A 14,731-nucleotide genomic window follows, 5' to 3' on the forward strand; every position below is an offset into this window, starting at 1 on the left:
TCCTACGCAGTCTCTGTAGGAGCCGGCTGGCCGGCGAAGGCTTTTAGAGCGGTGGATTGTCTTCCGTCGGCTTGGTCTTGTTGACCCCGGGCACGTGCAGGTTGCCCTCGGCGACCTGATCGCCTTCCAGCTGCGGCTGGGTTACCCAGGTCAGGATGTCGTAGTAGCGGCGGATGTTGGCGACAAAGTGCACCGGCTCGCCGCCCCGGGCGTAGCCGTAGCGGGTCTTGCTGTACCACTGCTTCTGCGACAGCCGTGGCAGCATCTTCTTCACATCCAGCCATTTGTTCGGGTTCAGGCCTTCCCGTTCCGCCAGCTTGCGGGCGTCGTCCAGGTGGCCGGTGCCGACGTTGTAGGCGGCGAGGGCGAACCAGGTGCGGTCCGGCTCCTCGATCTTGTCGTCCAGCTGTTCCTTGATATACGCCAGGTACTTGGCCCCGCCGCTGATGCTCTGCTTGGGGTCCAGGCGGTTGGACACGCCCATGGCCTGGGCGGTGTTCTGGGTCAGCATCATCAGCCCGCGCACGCCGGTCTTGGAGGTGACCTCGGCCTGCCACATGGATTCCTGGTAGCCCACGGCCGCCAGCAGGCGCCAGTCGAGCTTCTCCTGCTTGGCCGAATTCTTGAAGTGTTTCTCGTACTTGGGCAGGCGCTGCTGCAGGTGTTGGGCGAAGGTGTAGGCACCGACATAACCGAGCACGTCCACGTGGCCGTAATAGCGGTCCTTGAGGCGTTGCAGGGTGCCGTTCTTCTCCACCTTGTCGAGGAAGCTGTTGATCTCGTTGAGCAGGCTGTTGTCATCGCCGGCGGCGACCGCCCAGCTCTGACTGCGGGCATCCCCCAGGTCGAAGGCGACCCGCACATTGGGGAAGTACACCTGGTTCATCGCCAGTTCGTTGGAGTCCACCAGAGTCAGGTCGATCTGGCCTTCGTCCACCATGCGCAGCAGGTCGACGACTTCGACGGCGTCCGACTCTTCGTATTCGATGCCGGGGTACTTGAGCTTGAGCTGTGCCAGTTGTTCGGCGTGGCTGCTGCCCTTGAGCACCATGATGTGCTTGCCCACCAGGTTCTGTTCACTGGTGGGGCGGGACTGGCCGTTGCGATAGATGATCTGCGGGGTGACTTCCAGATAAGGGTGGGAAAACCGCACCTGCTGCTTGCGCTGCTCGCTGCTCACCAGGCCGGCGGCAGCCAGCACCGGGCCTTTGGGCTGGCCCAACTGGTCGTACAGGTCGTCGAGATTGTCGGCCGTCTCGATCTTCAGCTCCACGCCCAGATCGTCGGCAAAGCGCTTCACCAGCTCGTATTCGAAGCCGGTTTCGCCGTTGCGGTCCTGAAAGTAGGTGGCGGGGCTGTTACGGGTGATCACCCGCAGCACACCATCCTCCTTTACGCGCTCAAGGGTGCTGGGTTTTTCAACGCAGGCGCCGAGCATCAGGAAGAGTCCGGTTACGATGAGCCACTTGGCGCAGCGCGGACGTAAAGCCATAGGGGAAAACATTGGCGCAGTATACGCAAAGGATAACGGCCGCCATATCTCGACAGCGAAGGGCTTGTCTGCTAGCCAGCGTCGGCCTGGGCTGGAGGCCTCAAGAATGGGGCCTCGGTGGTCAATGTGACGATTAAAATAACCCGCGGCAATGACCCTGATGAGCCTTTGTTACAGGGCGCCGGGGCCGGGCCGACGTCCGGGCGCCACCCGGGGTTGGGTTTCGAGTGCCGATGGCAACGGTTTACGTTAGAATGCACGGCCTCAAAGCACACCCCCTTCCCGAGGCTGTCCCGAAGATGTTGATCCTGCGCGGCGCTCCTGCCCTTTCTGCCTTTCGCCACAGCAAACTCCTTGAACAACTGAGCCAGAAGGTTCCAGCTGTCACTGGCCTGTATGCTGAATTCGCTCACTTCGCCGAGGTTACCGGCGTCCTGACCGGCGACGAACAGCAGGTGCTTGCGCGCCTTCTGAAGTACGGCCCCAGCGTTCCGGTACAAGAGCCGAGCGGTCGTCTGTTCCTGGTCCTGCCGCGTTTCGGCACCATCTCGCCCTGGTCGAGCAAGGCCAGCGACATCGCCCGTAACTGTGGCCTGGCCAAAGTCCAGCGCCTGGAGCGCGGTATCGCTTTCTACGTGACCGGCGAGTTCAGCGATGCCGACGCCCAGTCGATCGCCGATGCCCTGCACGACCGCATGACCCAGATCGTGGTGGCCAACCTGGAGCAGGCCGCCGGCCTGTTCAGCCACGCCGAACCCAAGCCACTGACCGCCATCGACATCCTCGGCGGTGGCCGTGCCGCGCTGGAAAAAGCCAACAGCGAACTGGGCCTGGCCCTGGCCGAAGACGAAATCGATTACCTGATGAACGCCTTCCAGGGCCTCAAGCGTAATCCCCACGACATCGAACTGATGATGTTCGCCCAGGCCAACTCCGAGCACTGCCGTCACAAGATCTTCAACGCCAGTTGGGACATCGACGGCCAGAGCCAGGAAAAAAGCCTGTTCGGCATGATCAAGAACACCTATCAGATGCACAGTGAAGGTGTGTTGTCCGCCTACAAGGACAACGCCGCGGTGATCGTCGGTTCGGTTGCCGGGCGTTTCTACCCGAACCCTGAAACCCGCCAGTACGGCGCGGTGCAGGAGCCGGTGCACATCCTGATGAAGGTCGAGACTCACAACCACCCGACCGCCATCGCGCCGTTCCCGGGGGCTTCCACCGGTTCCGGCGGCGAGATCCGCGACGAAGGCGCCACCGGCCGCGGCGCCAAGCCGAAAGCCGGCCTCACCGGCTTCACCGTGTCCAACCTGCAGATCCCGGGCTTCGAACAGCCGTGGGAAGTGCCCTACGGCAAGCCCGAGCGTATCGTCAACGCCCTCGACATCATGATCGAAGGCCCCCTGGGCGGCGCTGCGTTCAACAACGAATTCGGCCGTCCGGCCCTGACCGGTTATTTCCGTACCTTCGAGCAATCCATTACCACCCCGCGTGGCGATGAAGTTCGTGGTTACCACAAGCCGATCATGCTGGCCGGCGGCATGGGCAACATCCGTGACGAGCACGTGCAGAAAGGCGAGATCACCGTCGGCTCCAAGCTGATCGTGCTCGGCGGCCCGGCCATGCTTATCGGCCTGGGCGGCGGCGCCGCTTCCTCCATGGCCACCGGCACCAGCTCGGCGGACCTGGATTTCGCTTCGGTACAGCGTGAAAACCCTGAGATGGAGCGCCGTTGCCAGGAGGTCATCGACCGTTGCTGGCAGCTGGGCGAGAACAACCCCATCAGCTTCATCCACGACGTCGGCGCCGGCGGCCTGTCCAACGCCTTCCCGGAGCTGGTCAACGATGGCGGCCGCGGTGGTCGCTTCGAACTGCGCAACATCCCCAACGACGAGCCGGGCATGGCCCCGCACGAAATCTGGTCCAACGAATCCCAGGAGCGTTATGTCCTGGCGGTGGGCGCGGCGGATTTCGAACGCTTCAAGGCCATCTGCGAGCGCGAGCGCTGCCCGTTCGCGGTGGTCGGCGAAGCCACTGCCGAGCCACAGCTGACCGTGACCGACAGCCACTTCGGCAACAGCCCGGTGGACATGCCCCTGGAAGTGCTGCTGGGCAAGGCCCCGCGCATGCACCGTTCGGCGGTTCGTGAAACCGAGCTGGGCGACGATTTCGATCCAAGCACCCTGGACATCGCCGAGAGCATCGAGCGCGTTCTGCATCACCCGGCTGTGGCCAGCAAGAGCTTCCTGATCACCATCGGCGACCGCACCATCACCGGCCTCGTGGCCCGCGACCAGATGGTCGGCCCGTGGCAGGTGCCGGTGGCCGACGTGGCCGTGACCGCCACCAGCTTTGACGTCTACACCGGTGAAGCCATGGCCATGGGCGAGCGCACGCCGCTGGCCCTGCTGGATGCCCCGGCGTCCGGCCGCATGGCGATCGGCGAAACCCTGACCAACATTGCGGCCTCGCGGATCAACAAGATCAGCGACATCAAGCTCTCCGCCAACTGGATGTCCGCTGCCGGCCACCCGGGTGAAGACGCGCGCCTGTACGACACGGTCAAGGCGGTGGGCATGGAGCTGTGCCCCGAGCTGGGCATCACCATCCCGGTGGGCAAGGACTCGATGTCCATGGCCACCCGCTGGAACGAAGAGGGCGTGGACAAGAGCGTCACCTCGCCGCTGTCGCTGATCGTCACCGGCTTCGCGCCAGTGGCGGACATCCGTCAGACCCTGACCCCGCAACTGCGCATGGACAAGGGCACCACCGACCTGATCCTGATCGACCTCGGTCGCGGTCAGAACCGCATGGGCGCCTCGATCCTGGCCCAGACCCACGGCAAGCTCGGCAAGCAAGCGCCGGACGTCGATGACGCCGAAGACCTGAAAGCCTTCTTCGCGGTGATCCAGGGCCTCAACGCCGACGGTCACCTGCTGGCCTACCACGACCGTTCCGATGGCGGTCTGCTGGTCACCGCCCTGGAAATGGCCTTCGCCGGTCACTGCGGTCTGAACCTGAGCCTCGACGCCGTGGCGGAAAACGCCGCGGAAATCGCCGCCATCCTGTTCAACGAAGAACTGGGTGCGGTGATCCAGGTGCGTCAGGACGCGACCCCGGACGTGCTGGCCCAGTTCAGCGCTGCCGGCCTGGGCGACTGCGTGGCGGTGATCGGCCAGCCGATCAACAACGGTGAAGTAAGCATCTCCTACAACGGCGAAAGCGTGTTCGCCGGCCAGCGCCGTCTGCTGCAGCGTCAGTGGGCGGAAACCAGCTACCAGATCCAGCGCCTGCGGGACAACGCCGAGTGCGCCGAGCAGGAGTTCGACGTCCTGCTGGAAGAAGACAACCCGGGCCTGAGCGTCAAGCTGGGCTTTGACGTTAACCAGGACATCGCCGCGCCTTACATCAAGAAAGGCGTGCGTCCCCAGGTGGCGGTGCTGCGCGAGCAGGGCGTCAACGGCCAGGTGGAAATGGCCGCGGCTTTCGACCGCGCCGGCTTCAACGCCATCGACGTGCACATGAGCGACATCCTCGCCGGTCGTGTCGACCTCAACGACTTCAAGGGCATGGTTGCCTGCGGCGGCTTCTCCTACGGCGACGTACTGGGCGCCGGTGAAGGCTGGGCCAAGTCGGCGCTGTTCAACAGCCGCGCGCGGGATGCCTTCCAGAGCTTCTTCGAGCGGACCGACAGCTTCACCCTGGGTGTGTGCAACGGTTGCCAGATGATGTCCAACCTGCACGAGCTGATCCCGGGCAGCGAATACTGGCCGCACTTCGTGCGCAACCGCTCCGAGCAGTTCGAAGCCCGGGTGGCCATGGTCCAGGTCCAGGAGTCGAACTCGATCTTCCTGCAGGGCATGGCCGGTTCGCGGATGCCGATCGCCATCGCCCACGGCGAAGGCCATGCGGAATTCGAAAGCGAAGAGGCGCTGCTGGAAGCCGATCTGTCCGGCTGTGTGGCCCTGCGCTTCGTCGACAACCACGGCAAGGTCACCGAGCGTTACCCGGCCAACCCGAACGGCTCGCCGCGCGGGATCACCGGCCTCACCAGCCGCGACGGTCGCGTCACCATCATGATGCCGCACCCTGAGCGGGTATTCCGTGCCGTGCAGAACTCCTGGCGTCCGGATGACTGGAACGAAGACGCGGCGTGGATGCGCATGTTCCGCAACGCTCGCGCCTGGGTGAACTGAGGCCGATGTACAAGCTCAGCTTCTTCGTGCCTCCCAGCCATGTGGAGTTGGTCAAGAGCGCCGTATTTGCCGCCGGTGGCGGACGTATCGGCGCTTATGACCAATGCGCCTGGCAGGTGCTCGGCCAGGGCCAGTTTCGCCCGTTGGACGGCAGCCAGCCGTTTCTCGGGCAGACCGGTCAGGTGGAGCGAGTGGAGGAATGGAAGGTCGAGCTGGTGGTGGCCGATGAACTGATTGCTGATGCAGTGGCGGCCCTCAAGCAGAGCCACCCCTACGAGACGCCGGCTTATGAAGTCTGGCGCCTGGAAGCGTTCTGAGGTTATCCACCGATAAAAAGCCCGCTGCACCGGAGACGGTCAGCGGGTTTTTTTGTGGACCTTCGCCTGCAGGCGAAGGCTTGCCGGCGAAGGAGTCGTCAGACTCCCGCCTCCACCTTCCTGTGCAGCAGCGTTTGCAGAGCAGCCTGCAATCCCCCGGCCTTCTCGCCGATCAGCACGTGCCAGACATCCCCCTCCACGCGCCGCGCTCCCTGGCAGCCCAGGCCCTTGAGGGCCGACTCCGACAGGCTGCGGCTGTCGCTCAACTGCACCCGCAACCGGGTCAGGGCGACGCAATCGCTCTGCAACAGATTGTCCCGACCGCCCAGGGCGTTGAGCCATTGCTGGGCTTCCTGGGTGGAGACTTGGATCGACCGGGGCGCCTCGGCAGGTGCCGCTGGCGCCGCGGCTTGGGCGGCCGTCGGCAGCGCCAGACGAATCTGGTCGGCGATACTGTCGGCCATCGGTCCCACCACCACCTGCAAGCTGCCGCCCTTGCCGGGGCGCACCACGGCCAGGGCGCCCAGGGCTTTCAATTCGGCGTCCGCGGCCAGGTTGCGATCCGCCAGTTCCAGGCGCAGGCGCGTGGTGCAGGCGCCGACGGTGATCAGGTTGCGCGCGCCGCCCAGGGCCTTGATATAGGCCGCGGCGCGCTGATCGGCGTCGAGTTCGCTCTTCTCCCCGGTGGGGCTGTCTTCGCGCCCCGGGGTCTTGAGGTTGAAGCGGCGGATGCAGTAGTCGAACACCAGGTAGTACACCACCGCATACAGCAGCCCCACCGGAAACACTTTCCAGCCATTGGTGGAACGTCCCCAGCCTAGGGCCATGTCGATGGCGCCGCCGGAGAAGGTGAACCCCAGGTGGATGTTCAAGAGGTTGGTCAGGGCCATGGCCAGGCCGGTGAGCAGCGCATGCACCAGATACAGCAGCGGGGCGAGGAACATGAAGGCGAACTCGATCGGCTCGGTGACCCCGGTGAGGAACGAAGTCAGGGCCATGGACAGGAAGATCCCGCCCATCACCTTGCGCCGCTCCGGCAGGGTGTTGCGGTACATCGCCAGGCAGGCGGCGGGCAGGCCGAACAGCATCATCGGGAACATCCCGGTCATGAACTGGCCGCCTTTCGGGTCGCCGGCGAAGTAGCGGGTCAGGTCGCCGGTGACCACCGCGCCGGTGCTCGGGTCGGTGAAGCTGCCGAAGATGAACCAGGCCATGTTGTTGAGGATGTGGTGCAGGCCGGTGACGATCAGCAGGCGGTTGAACACGCCGAAGACAAAGGCGCCGAAGCTGCCGCTTTCCAGCAGCAACTGGCCGAAGCTGTTGATGCCGTGCTGGATCGGCGGCCAGATCAGGCCGAACACCAGCCCCAGGCCCACCGCGCTAAAGCCGGTGGCGATGGGCACGAAGCGCCGGCCGCCGAAGAACGCCAGGTATTCCGGCAGCTTGATGTCCTTGAAGCGGTTGTACAGCGCGCCGGCCATCAGCCCGCTGATGATCCCGGCCAGCATGCCCATGTTGATGCTGGCGTCCAGCACCTTGAGGGTCGAGATCATCACCAGGTAGCCGATGGCCCCGGCCAGCCCGGCGGTGCCGTTGTTGTCCCGGGCAAAGCCCACGGCGATGCCGATGGCAAAGATCAGCGCCAGGTTGCCGAAGATCGATTGCCCGGCATCGTGGATGATGGCGATGTTCAGCAGGTCGGTGTCGCCCAGGCGCAGCAGCAGGCCGGCAATCGGCAGGATGGCGATGGGCAGCATCAGGGCGCGGCCGAGGCGTTGCAGGCCCTCGATGAAGTACTGGTACATGGCGTCTCTCCTGGAGTTCTTGTTATGGGTTCAGGGGCCAGTGCCGAGCGCAGGCCTCGCGCACCGCGCCGGCACCCGGGAGGTCGAGCAGCGGCCGGCTCAGCCGGCGGCACGCGGCGGCATCCAGCTGGCGCACCCGGTCCTTGATTTCACCCACCTGCGGCGGGCTCACCGACAGTTCGTGCACGCCCAGGCCGATCAGCACCGGGGTGGCCAGGGGATCGGACGCCAGGGCGCCGCAGACGCCGACCCAGCGTCCATGGCGTTCGGCACCGGCGCAGGTCTGGGCGATCAGCCGCAGCAGGGCCGGGTGCAGGGCGTCGACCCGTGCTGCCAGTCCGGCGTGGTCACGGTCCATGGCCAGGGTGTACTGGGACAGGTCGTTGGTGCCGATGGACAGGAAGTCGGCGTGTTCCGCCAGTTGCTCGGCCATCAGGGCCGCGGCCGGCACCTCGATCATCACCCCCAGCTCCGGCTGCTGGGCAAGGCCCAGTTCGGCGGCGAGCTGATCCAGGCGCTGACGGATGTGCAGCAGCTCGGCCACTTCGGTGACCATCGGCAGCATCACCCGGCAGCGTTGCACCGGACTGACCTGCAGCAGTGCGCGCAGTTGCTGCTCCAGCAGTTCCGGCCTTGCCTGGGCCAGGCGGATGCCGCGCAGGCCCAGCACCGGGTTGGCTTCCACCGGCAATGGCAAGTAATCCAGCTGCTTGTCGCCGCCGACATCGATGGTGCGGATGATCACCGGCTTGTCGCCCATGGCGTCCAGAACTGCCTGATAGGCCTTTAGCTGCTCGGCTTCATCGGGGGCGGTCTGCCGATCGACGAACAGGAACTCGGTGCGCAGCAGGCCGACGCCATCGGCGCCACCCAGGTGGGCGTCCCGGGCTTCGGCGCTGGAGGCGACATTGGCCGCCACTTCGATCGGCTGGCCGTCCCGGGTCAGGGCCGGACCATGGGCTTGTTGCTGTTGCCGTTCGCGGCGTTGACGCCGGGCTTGCGCGGCTTGCCGCACCTGGGCGATGCGTTGCGGGTCTGGCGCCAGTTCCAGGCGGCCGCCATCGGCATCCAGCACCACGGTTTGCCCACCCTCGATTTCAAGCAGCTCCGGGCCCAGGGCCACCAGGCAGGGCAGGCCCTTGCCCCGGGCGAGGATGGCCACGTGGGAGGTGGCGCCACCGGCGGCCATGCACAGGCCGGCCACGCCCTGGGCGCTGAGTTGCAGCAGGTCGGACGGGGTCAGCTCCTCGGCGGCGACCAGAGCCCCGGGCGGCAGGTCGTAATGCCAGGCTTCGCCGAGCAAGGCCCGCAGCACCCGTTGTTGCAGGTCCCGCAGGTCGTTGGCGCGCTCGGCCAGCAGCGGATTGTCCAGTTGTTGCAGGACCTGGCACTGCTCGGCAATCGCCGCGCTCCAGGCATGGGTGGCGGCGCGTCCCTGGGCGATGGCCGCGTCGGCCGCGTCCAGCAGGGTCGGGTCTTCCAGCAGTCCCAGGTGGGCGTTGAAGATGTCCTGCTCCTGCTGGTCGTGGCGTTGCCGGGCCTGTTCCAGGGTGCGCAGGATTTCCCCGCGCACCTGCTCCAGGGCCGCGTTCAGGGCTTGTCGTTGCGGCTCGGGCTGATGCTGGCCGCGGTCCGGGGGGAGCTCCATGGCGTTGAGCCGCAGCAGGGGGCCGCAGACCAGCCCGGGTGCCGCGCACACGCCGTGCAACACGCCATCCTCGCGGGCCGGGCGCGGCACCTGGAGCGCCGCTGTGGGCGCAGCGGCGTGGACATCGTCCGCCAGGGCGCTGCCGAGGGTCTTGAGCAGCGCCTGCAAGGCGGCCTGGCAATCGTCGCCCTGGCAACTGACTTGCACTTCATCCTGTTCGCCGATGCCCAGGCCCATCAGGGCGATCAGGCTGGTGCAGGGCGCGCTTTTGTTCTTGAAGCTCAACTGCGAGTGGCTGCTGAATGCCGCCGCGGTCTGGCGCACCAGGGCGGCTGGGCGAGCGTGCAGCCCGCCGCGGTGGGCGACCCTGATCCGGGCGCTGGCCTGCTCGCCGGCGTCGGTCCGGGAAAGCTCCGGCCCGGCGGCATCCGTGCGGCGGCTGATATGCAGCAGCGGCTCGCCGACCTTGACCGAGGACAGGTCCAGGTGGCGCAGGTCGAAGTGTTCGCCGTTGGTCAGGATCATCAGGCTGATCAGGCTCCGGCAGTGCTGCGCCACATGGTCCAGGTCAACCCGCAGCAGGGGCTGGCCGGCGCTGACTTGCTGGCCTTGTTCCACCAGCAGGGCGAAGCCTTCGCCTTGCAGTTCAACGGTGTCCAGGCCCAGGTGCAGCAGCCACTCGGCACCGTTGGCGGCCCGCAGCGTCACGGCATGGCCGGTGCGCGCGATCTGGATCACTTGCCCGGCACAAGGGGCGTGCAGGGTGTCGTCGAGCGGGTCGATGGCAATCCCGTCACCCATGGCGCCACTGGCGAACACCGGGTCGGGGACGCTGTGCAGCGGCAGGACAGGCCCGCTGAGGGGGGCACTGAGCGTCAGGTCGTTATTGTTGTTGTGCATGGCGCAGTACTCATCGATCAAAGGTGGCTTAGTGCGTGCGGGTCACTTTGCTCAGGTGACGCGGCTGGTCCGGGTCCATGCTGCGGGCCTCGGCCAGGCCGGCGGCCATCACATAGAAGCTCTGGATCGCCAGGATCGGATCCAGCGCCGGGTGTTCGGCGCGGTTCAGGGTCAAGTCGCGCTCGCCGATGTCATCCGGCGCCGCCAGCAGCACCTTGGCGCCGCGCTGGCGCATGTCGGCGGCCAGGCTCAGCAGGCCGCCCTGTTCGGCGCCCCGGGGGGCGAACACCAGCAACGGGTAGTCGTGGTCGATCAGGGCCATCGGGCCATGGCGCACTTCGGCGCTGCTGAAGGCTTCGGCCTGGATCGCCGAGGTTTCCTTGAGCTTGAGCGCCGCTTCCTGGGCGATAGCGAAGCCGGCACCACGGCCGATCACCATCAGTCGCTGGCAATCGCGCAGGGCGTTGACCGCCAGGTTCCAGTCCTGGGTTGCGGCCTGCTGCAAGCCTTCGGGCAGGGCCAGGCCGGCCTCCAGCAGGTGGCTGTCCTCGTTCCAGTGACCGATCAGCCGGGCGCTGGCGCTGAGGGTGGCGATAAAGCTCTTGGTCGCGGCCACGCTCTGCTCGGTGCCGGCGAACAGCGGCAGGGAGAATTCGCTGGCGGCTTCCAGCGGGCTGTTTTGTGCGTTGACCATGGCCACGCTCAGGGCCCCGCGCTTGCGCAGCAGGCGCACGCTGTTCACCAGATCCGGGCTCTGGCCCGATTGCGAGAAGGCGAACACCGCCTGGCCGCTGACCCGCAAGGGCGCTTGCTGCATGGTCACCACCGACATCGGCAGCGAGGCCACCGGGATGCCCACCTGTTGCATGGTCAGGTAGGCGAAGTAGCTGGCGGCATGGTCGGAGCTGCCCCGGGCCACGGTCATGGCCACTTGTGGCGGCTGGCGTCGCAGGCGGCCGGCGACCTCGACCAGGAACGGGTCCAGGTGCTGCAACTGGCTGCTGACGGCGGTGTGCGAGGACAGGGCCTCTTCAAGCATTTTTGAAGTCAATGTCTTCTCCTTCGACCATGACGGCGGTCAGTGTGAGTGCGCGGTCCAGGCGCACGCTGTCGGCCCAGCTGCCGGGTTGCAGGCGGCCGCGTTCAGGGATGCCGAGGTAATCGGCGGGAAATTGCGACAGGCGCTGGGAGGCTTCGGCCAGGGGCAAGCCGATCTTCACCAGATTGCGCAGGGCCTGGTCCATGGTCAGGGTGCTGCCGGCCAGGGTGCCGTCGGCCAGGCGCACGCCGCCCAGGCACTTGGTCACGGTGTGGCTGCCCAGCTGGTACTCGCCGTCGGGCATGCCGGCGGCGGCGGTGGAGTCGGTGACGCAATACAGGCACGGGATCGAGCGCAGGGCCACGCGCATGGCGCCGGGGTGTACGTGCAGCAGGTCGGGGATCAGTTCGGCGTACTGGGCATGGGCCAGGGCCGCACCGACAATCCCGGGCTCGCGGTGATGCAGCGGGCTCATGGCGTTGTACAGGTGAGTGAAGCTGGTGGCGCCGGCGGCGAGGGCGGCCACGCCTTCTTCGTAGCTGCCCAGGGTGTGGCCGATCTGCATGCGCACGCCGCGGGCGCTGAGTTCACGGATCAGGGCGTCGTGGCCGGCGATTTCCGGGGCGATGGTGATCACCCGGATGGGCGCCAGTTGCAGGTACTTCTCCACTTCCGCCAGGAGCGCGGTGTGGGCGAAGTTGGGTTGGGCGCCGAGCTTGCCGGGGTTGATGTAGGGGCCTTCCAGGTGCACGCCGAGCACCCGGGCACAGCCCTTGGGGCGGTGTTCGGCGTAGACCCCGAGCTCGGCCAGGACCTGGCTGATTTCCGCGCTGGGGGCGGTCATGGTGGTGGCCAGCAGCGCGGTGGTGCCGAAACGCAGATGGGTGCGGGTGATGGTTTCGAAGGCCGGGCGGCCTTGCATGATGTCCTGGCCGCCACCGCCGTGGACGTGCAGGTCGATAAAGCCCGGCAGCAGGTAGGGCAGGTCATTGTCCGCCGGGTCGCAGGGGCTGCCTTCGATGGCGACGACCTTGCCGTGCTCATGGATCAGGCGGCCACGGACCCAGCCTTGGGGCGTGAGGATGTTGTCTTCGGACATGGGCGTTTCTCTGGCTCCAGGGGGCGGATTCAGCGTCGCAGTTCGGCGACGAAGTCGTAGTAGTCGTTGCGGCAATAGGTGTCGGTGACTTCGATCGGCGTGTTGTCTTCCAGGTAGCCGACCCGGGTCATCAGCAGCATGGCGGTGCCGGGGGCAATGCCCACCAGGGCGGCGAATTCGTCCGAGGCATTGATTGCCTGGATGTGCTGCAGGGCCCGGACCACCGGGCGGCCGATGCTGTCGAGGTACTCGTAGAGCGAGTCACCGACCGCCTCGGGCTGGGCAATGATGCTGGCCGGCAGGGTGCTCATCTCGATGGCCATGACCGCGTCGTCGGCTTTGCGCAGGCGCTTGAGCCGCGCCACCTTGTCGTTGGGCGACAGGCCGAGGCGGATCAGCTCTTCGTGGGTCGGCGGGGTGAGGGTGCGTTCCAGCCACTGCGAGCCGGGGACGAAGCCTTTGAGGCGCAGCATCTCGCTGAAGCCGGAAAGGCGCGACAGCGGTTGTTCGAGGCGTGGCGTGATGAAGGTGCCCGAGCCCTGGCTGCGACGAATCAGGCCTCGTTCGAGAAGCACTTCCAGGGCCTTGCGCGCAGTCACCCGGGAGATGCCCAGCAGTTCGCTGAGGTTGCGTTCCGAAGGCAGTGCCTGCTCGGCTTTCCATTGGCCGGAGTGGATCGCGGCTTCCAGGTTGCGGGCCAGTTGCAGGTACAGCGGGGTCGGCTGGGAATCGTCGGGACGCAGGGTCAGGAGGTGATTCATCTGTAGGTTTTCCGATGCGGTTATGAGGTTGTTGTCGCCCGGTAATGCCGAAAAACTAATACCACTTAAATACCATGTCAACGCCACCTATCCGGTGGAGGTGCAGTAAATCCGGCGCTTTCGGGGTGCTTGGGAGGATAAAGGATTGAAGTGGTATTAGGCAGGTCTGGCCGCGAAGGCTATAGGTCGAGGTGGCGACCCGCGGCAGGTCGCCAAGTGGTATGCGCGCCCGGGGAGGGCGGCGGGGGGAGAAATATTTTTTGCCGGGCGGCGGTTAAGGGCGGATTTCGATCAGCGTGCCGTCTTTCACCAGGCCCCAGACCTCGCGCATGTCGACGTTGCGCATGGCGATGCAGCCATCGGTCCAGTCCAGGGTGTGGAAGTACTGCTCGGGGAACTCTTCGGTGTCCGGGGTGCCGTGGATCATGATCATGCCGCCGGGATTGACCCCTTCGCGACGCGAGCGGGCGGCATCGGTGATGTTCGGGTAGGAGATGTGCATGGCCAGGTTGTAGCGGTCGCTGGTCTTGCGCCAGTCGAGCCAGTAGAGGCCTTCGGGAGTGCGTTTATCGCCTTCCATGAGCTTGGGCCCCTTGGGCTTCTTGCCCAGGGAGATCCGGTAGGTTTTCAGGGGCTTGCCGCCATTGATCAACTGCAGTTGATGGGCGGACTTGAGCACCAGGACCTTTTCGATGACCTTGCCGTCCAGGGTTTCCACCGTGGAGGCCTGAGACAGAGTGACGACGGAACAGCACAGCAGGGCAAGCAACCAGCGCATTGACACGATATCCCCAGGCGCGCACGGAGTCCGTGCACGTTTTTATTGTTTAACTGATGGCAGGCTGAGAGAGCGGCGGAATGGATTCGGAGCGAACGGCATAAGCCTGTGCCCGCCGGTCAGCGAAGAAGCATTCTAAGGTACGACCGACGGTGCGAAAAGCCAGCTCGGACCAAGGGATATCGGCTTCGTCGAACAACTGCACTTCCAGGCTCTCGGGGCCGGCGGCGAAGTCCAGGTCGGCCAGCTCGGCGCGAAAGAACACATGCACCTGGCTGATGTGCGGCACGTCGATCAGGGTGTAGATATTCAGGTTGCGCACCCGGGCGCAGGCTTCTTCGAAGGTTTCGCGGATGGCCGCCTGTTCCACCGTCTCGCCGTTTTCCATGAAGCCCGCCGGCAGGGTCCAGTAACCCAGGCGCGGTTCGATGGCGCGGCGGCAGAGCAATACCTTGCCCTCCCAGGTCGCCAGGCAGCCGGCAACGATGTTGGGGTTCTGGTAATGGATGGTCTGGCAGTGATCGCAGACAAAGCGCAGGCGTGAATCGCCGTCGGGAATGCGCTGGGTCACCGGGTTGCCGCACTGGCTGCAAAATTTCATGAGGGGTATCCGCAAAGGCTGGGGCTATCTTGGCGCGCCGCCCGGTTGTCGGCAAGTTGTCGTTAAGCGACATGCCCGGGAGCGGGGGTTGGGCC

General features: G+C 65.8%; 10 protein-coding genes. 2 read left to right on the forward strand and 8 right to left on the reverse strand.

Annotated elements, in window-relative coordinates:
• Positions 1–43 precede the first annotated feature (43 nt).
• Positions 44–1,504 (reverse strand): membrane-bound lytic murein transglycosylase MltF, encoded by a 1,461-nt coding sequence (mltF, locus tag GWQ44_RS00005; RefSeq protein ID WP_016967831.1) that lies wholly within the window; start codon positions 1,502–1,504, stop codon positions 44–46.
• 287 nt (positions 1,505–1,791) lie between these two features.
• Here mltF and purL point away from each other — a divergent pair, with 287 nt between their 5' ends.
• Together purL and GWQ44_RS00015 are read left to right on the forward strand one after the other, a co-directional pair.
• Positions 1,792–5,688, forward strand: coding sequence for a phosphoribosylformylglycinamidine synthase (gene purL, locus GWQ44_RS00010; RefSeq protein ID WP_275926384.1), 3,897 nt, complete (start codon positions 1,792–1,794; stop codon positions 5,686–5,688).
• Positions 5,689–5,693: 5 nt separating this feature from the next.
• On the forward strand, positions 5,694–6,005 hold the full coding sequence (locus GWQ44_RS00015) for a YqfO family protein (protein ID WP_016967836.1): 312 nt from the start codon (positions 5,694–5,696) through the stop codon (positions 6,003–6,005).
• A gap of 98 nt (positions 6,006–6,103) precedes the next feature.
• Here GWQ44_RS00015 and nagE read toward each other — a convergent pair whose 3' ends face one another.
• The 7 genes from nagE to GWQ44_RS00050 all read right to left on the reverse strand — a co-directional run bounded on the left by nagE (position 6,104) and on the right by GWQ44_RS00050 (position 14,636).
• Positions 6,104–7,810 (reverse strand): N-acetylglucosamine-specific PTS transporter subunit IIBC, encoded by a 1,707-nt coding sequence (nagE, locus tag GWQ44_RS00020; RefSeq protein ID WP_275926385.1) that lies wholly within the window; start codon positions 7,808–7,810, stop codon positions 6,104–6,106.
• A 22-nt stretch (positions 7,811–7,832) separates the two neighbouring features.
• Positions 7,833–10,358: a phosphoenolpyruvate--protein phosphotransferase gene (gene ptsP, locus GWQ44_RS00025; RefSeq protein ID WP_275926386.1), complete on the reverse strand. Its 2,526-nt coding sequence runs from the start codon at positions 10,356–10,358 to the stop codon at positions 7,833–7,835.
• 28 nt (positions 10,359–10,386) lie between these two features.
• Entirely contained in the window at positions 10,387–11,409 is a 1,023-nt protein-coding gene (locus tag GWQ44_RS00030) for an SIS domain-containing protein (protein WP_275926387.1), read from the reverse strand.
• Positions 11,390–12,496, reverse strand: a complete 1,107-nt coding sequence (gene nagA / locus GWQ44_RS00035) for an N-acetylglucosamine-6-phosphate deacetylase (RefSeq protein WP_103741010.1) — start codon at positions 12,494–12,496, stop codon at positions 11,390–11,392. Before nagA ends, GWQ44_RS00030 begins: the two co-directional genes overlap by 20 nt.
• 29 nt (positions 12,497–12,525) lie before the next feature.
• Entirely contained in the window at positions 12,526–13,257 is a 732-nt protein-coding gene (locus GWQ44_RS00040) for a GntR family transcriptional regulator (protein WP_016967538.1), read from the reverse strand.
• A gap of 274 nt (positions 13,258–13,531) precedes the next feature.
• Positions 13,532–14,035, reverse strand: a complete 504-nt coding sequence (locus tag GWQ44_RS00045) for a L,D-transpeptidase family protein (protein ID WP_047301939.1) — start codon at positions 14,033–14,035, stop codon at positions 13,532–13,534.
• Positions 14,036–14,084: 49 nt separating this feature from the next.
• On the reverse strand, positions 14,085–14,636 hold the full coding sequence (locus tag GWQ44_RS00050; RefSeq protein WP_016967537.1) for an NUDIX hydrolase: 552 nt from the start codon (positions 14,634–14,636) through the stop codon (positions 14,085–14,087).
• Between the last annotated feature and the right edge of the window lie 95 nt (positions 14,637–14,731).

Source organism: Pseudomonas sp. 3MA1 (assembly GCF_029237275.1).
Lineage (GTDB): Bacteria > Pseudomonadota > Gammaproteobacteria > Pseudomonadales > Pseudomonadaceae > Aquipseudomonas > Aquipseudomonas fluorescens_AP.

What these genes read in the sequence shown, in the direction of transcription:
- nagE (WP_275926385.1), bottom strand. Translation starts at nt 7,810, where the DNA reads ATGTACCAGTACTTCATCGAGGGCCTGCAACGCCTCGGCCGCGCCCTG.
- purL (WP_275926384.1), top strand. Translation starts at nt 1,792, where the DNA reads ATGTTGATCCTGCGCGGCGCTCCTGCCCTTTCTGCCTTTCGCCACAGC.
- nagA (WP_103741010.1), bottom strand. Translation starts at nt 12,496, where the DNA reads ATGTCCGAAGACAACATCCTCACGCCCCAAGGCTGGGTCCGTGGCCGC.
- GWQ44_RS00045 (WP_047301939.1), bottom strand. Translation starts at nt 14,035, where the DNA reads ATGCGCTGGTTGCTTGCCCTGCTGTGCTGTTCCGTCGTCACTCTGTCT.
- mltF (WP_016967831.1), bottom strand. Translation starts at nt 1,504, where the DNA reads ATGTTTTCCCCTATGGCTTTACGTCCGCGCTGCGCCAAGTGGCTCATC.
- GWQ44_RS00050 (WP_016967537.1), bottom strand. Translation starts at nt 14,636, where the DNA reads ATGAAATTTTGCAGCCAGTGCGGCAACCCGGTGACCCAGCGCATTCCC.
- GWQ44_RS00015 (WP_016967836.1), top strand. Translation starts at nt 5,694, where the DNA reads ATGTACAAGCTCAGCTTCTTCGTGCCTCCCAGCCATGTGGAGTTGGTC.
- GWQ44_RS00040 (WP_016967538.1), bottom strand. Translation starts at nt 13,257, where the DNA reads ATGAATCACCTCCTGACCCTGCGTCCCGACGATTCCCAGCCGACCCCG.
- ptsP (WP_275926386.1), bottom strand. Translation starts at nt 10,358, where the DNA reads ATGCACAACAACAATAACGACCTGACGCTCAGTGCCCCCCTCAGCGGG.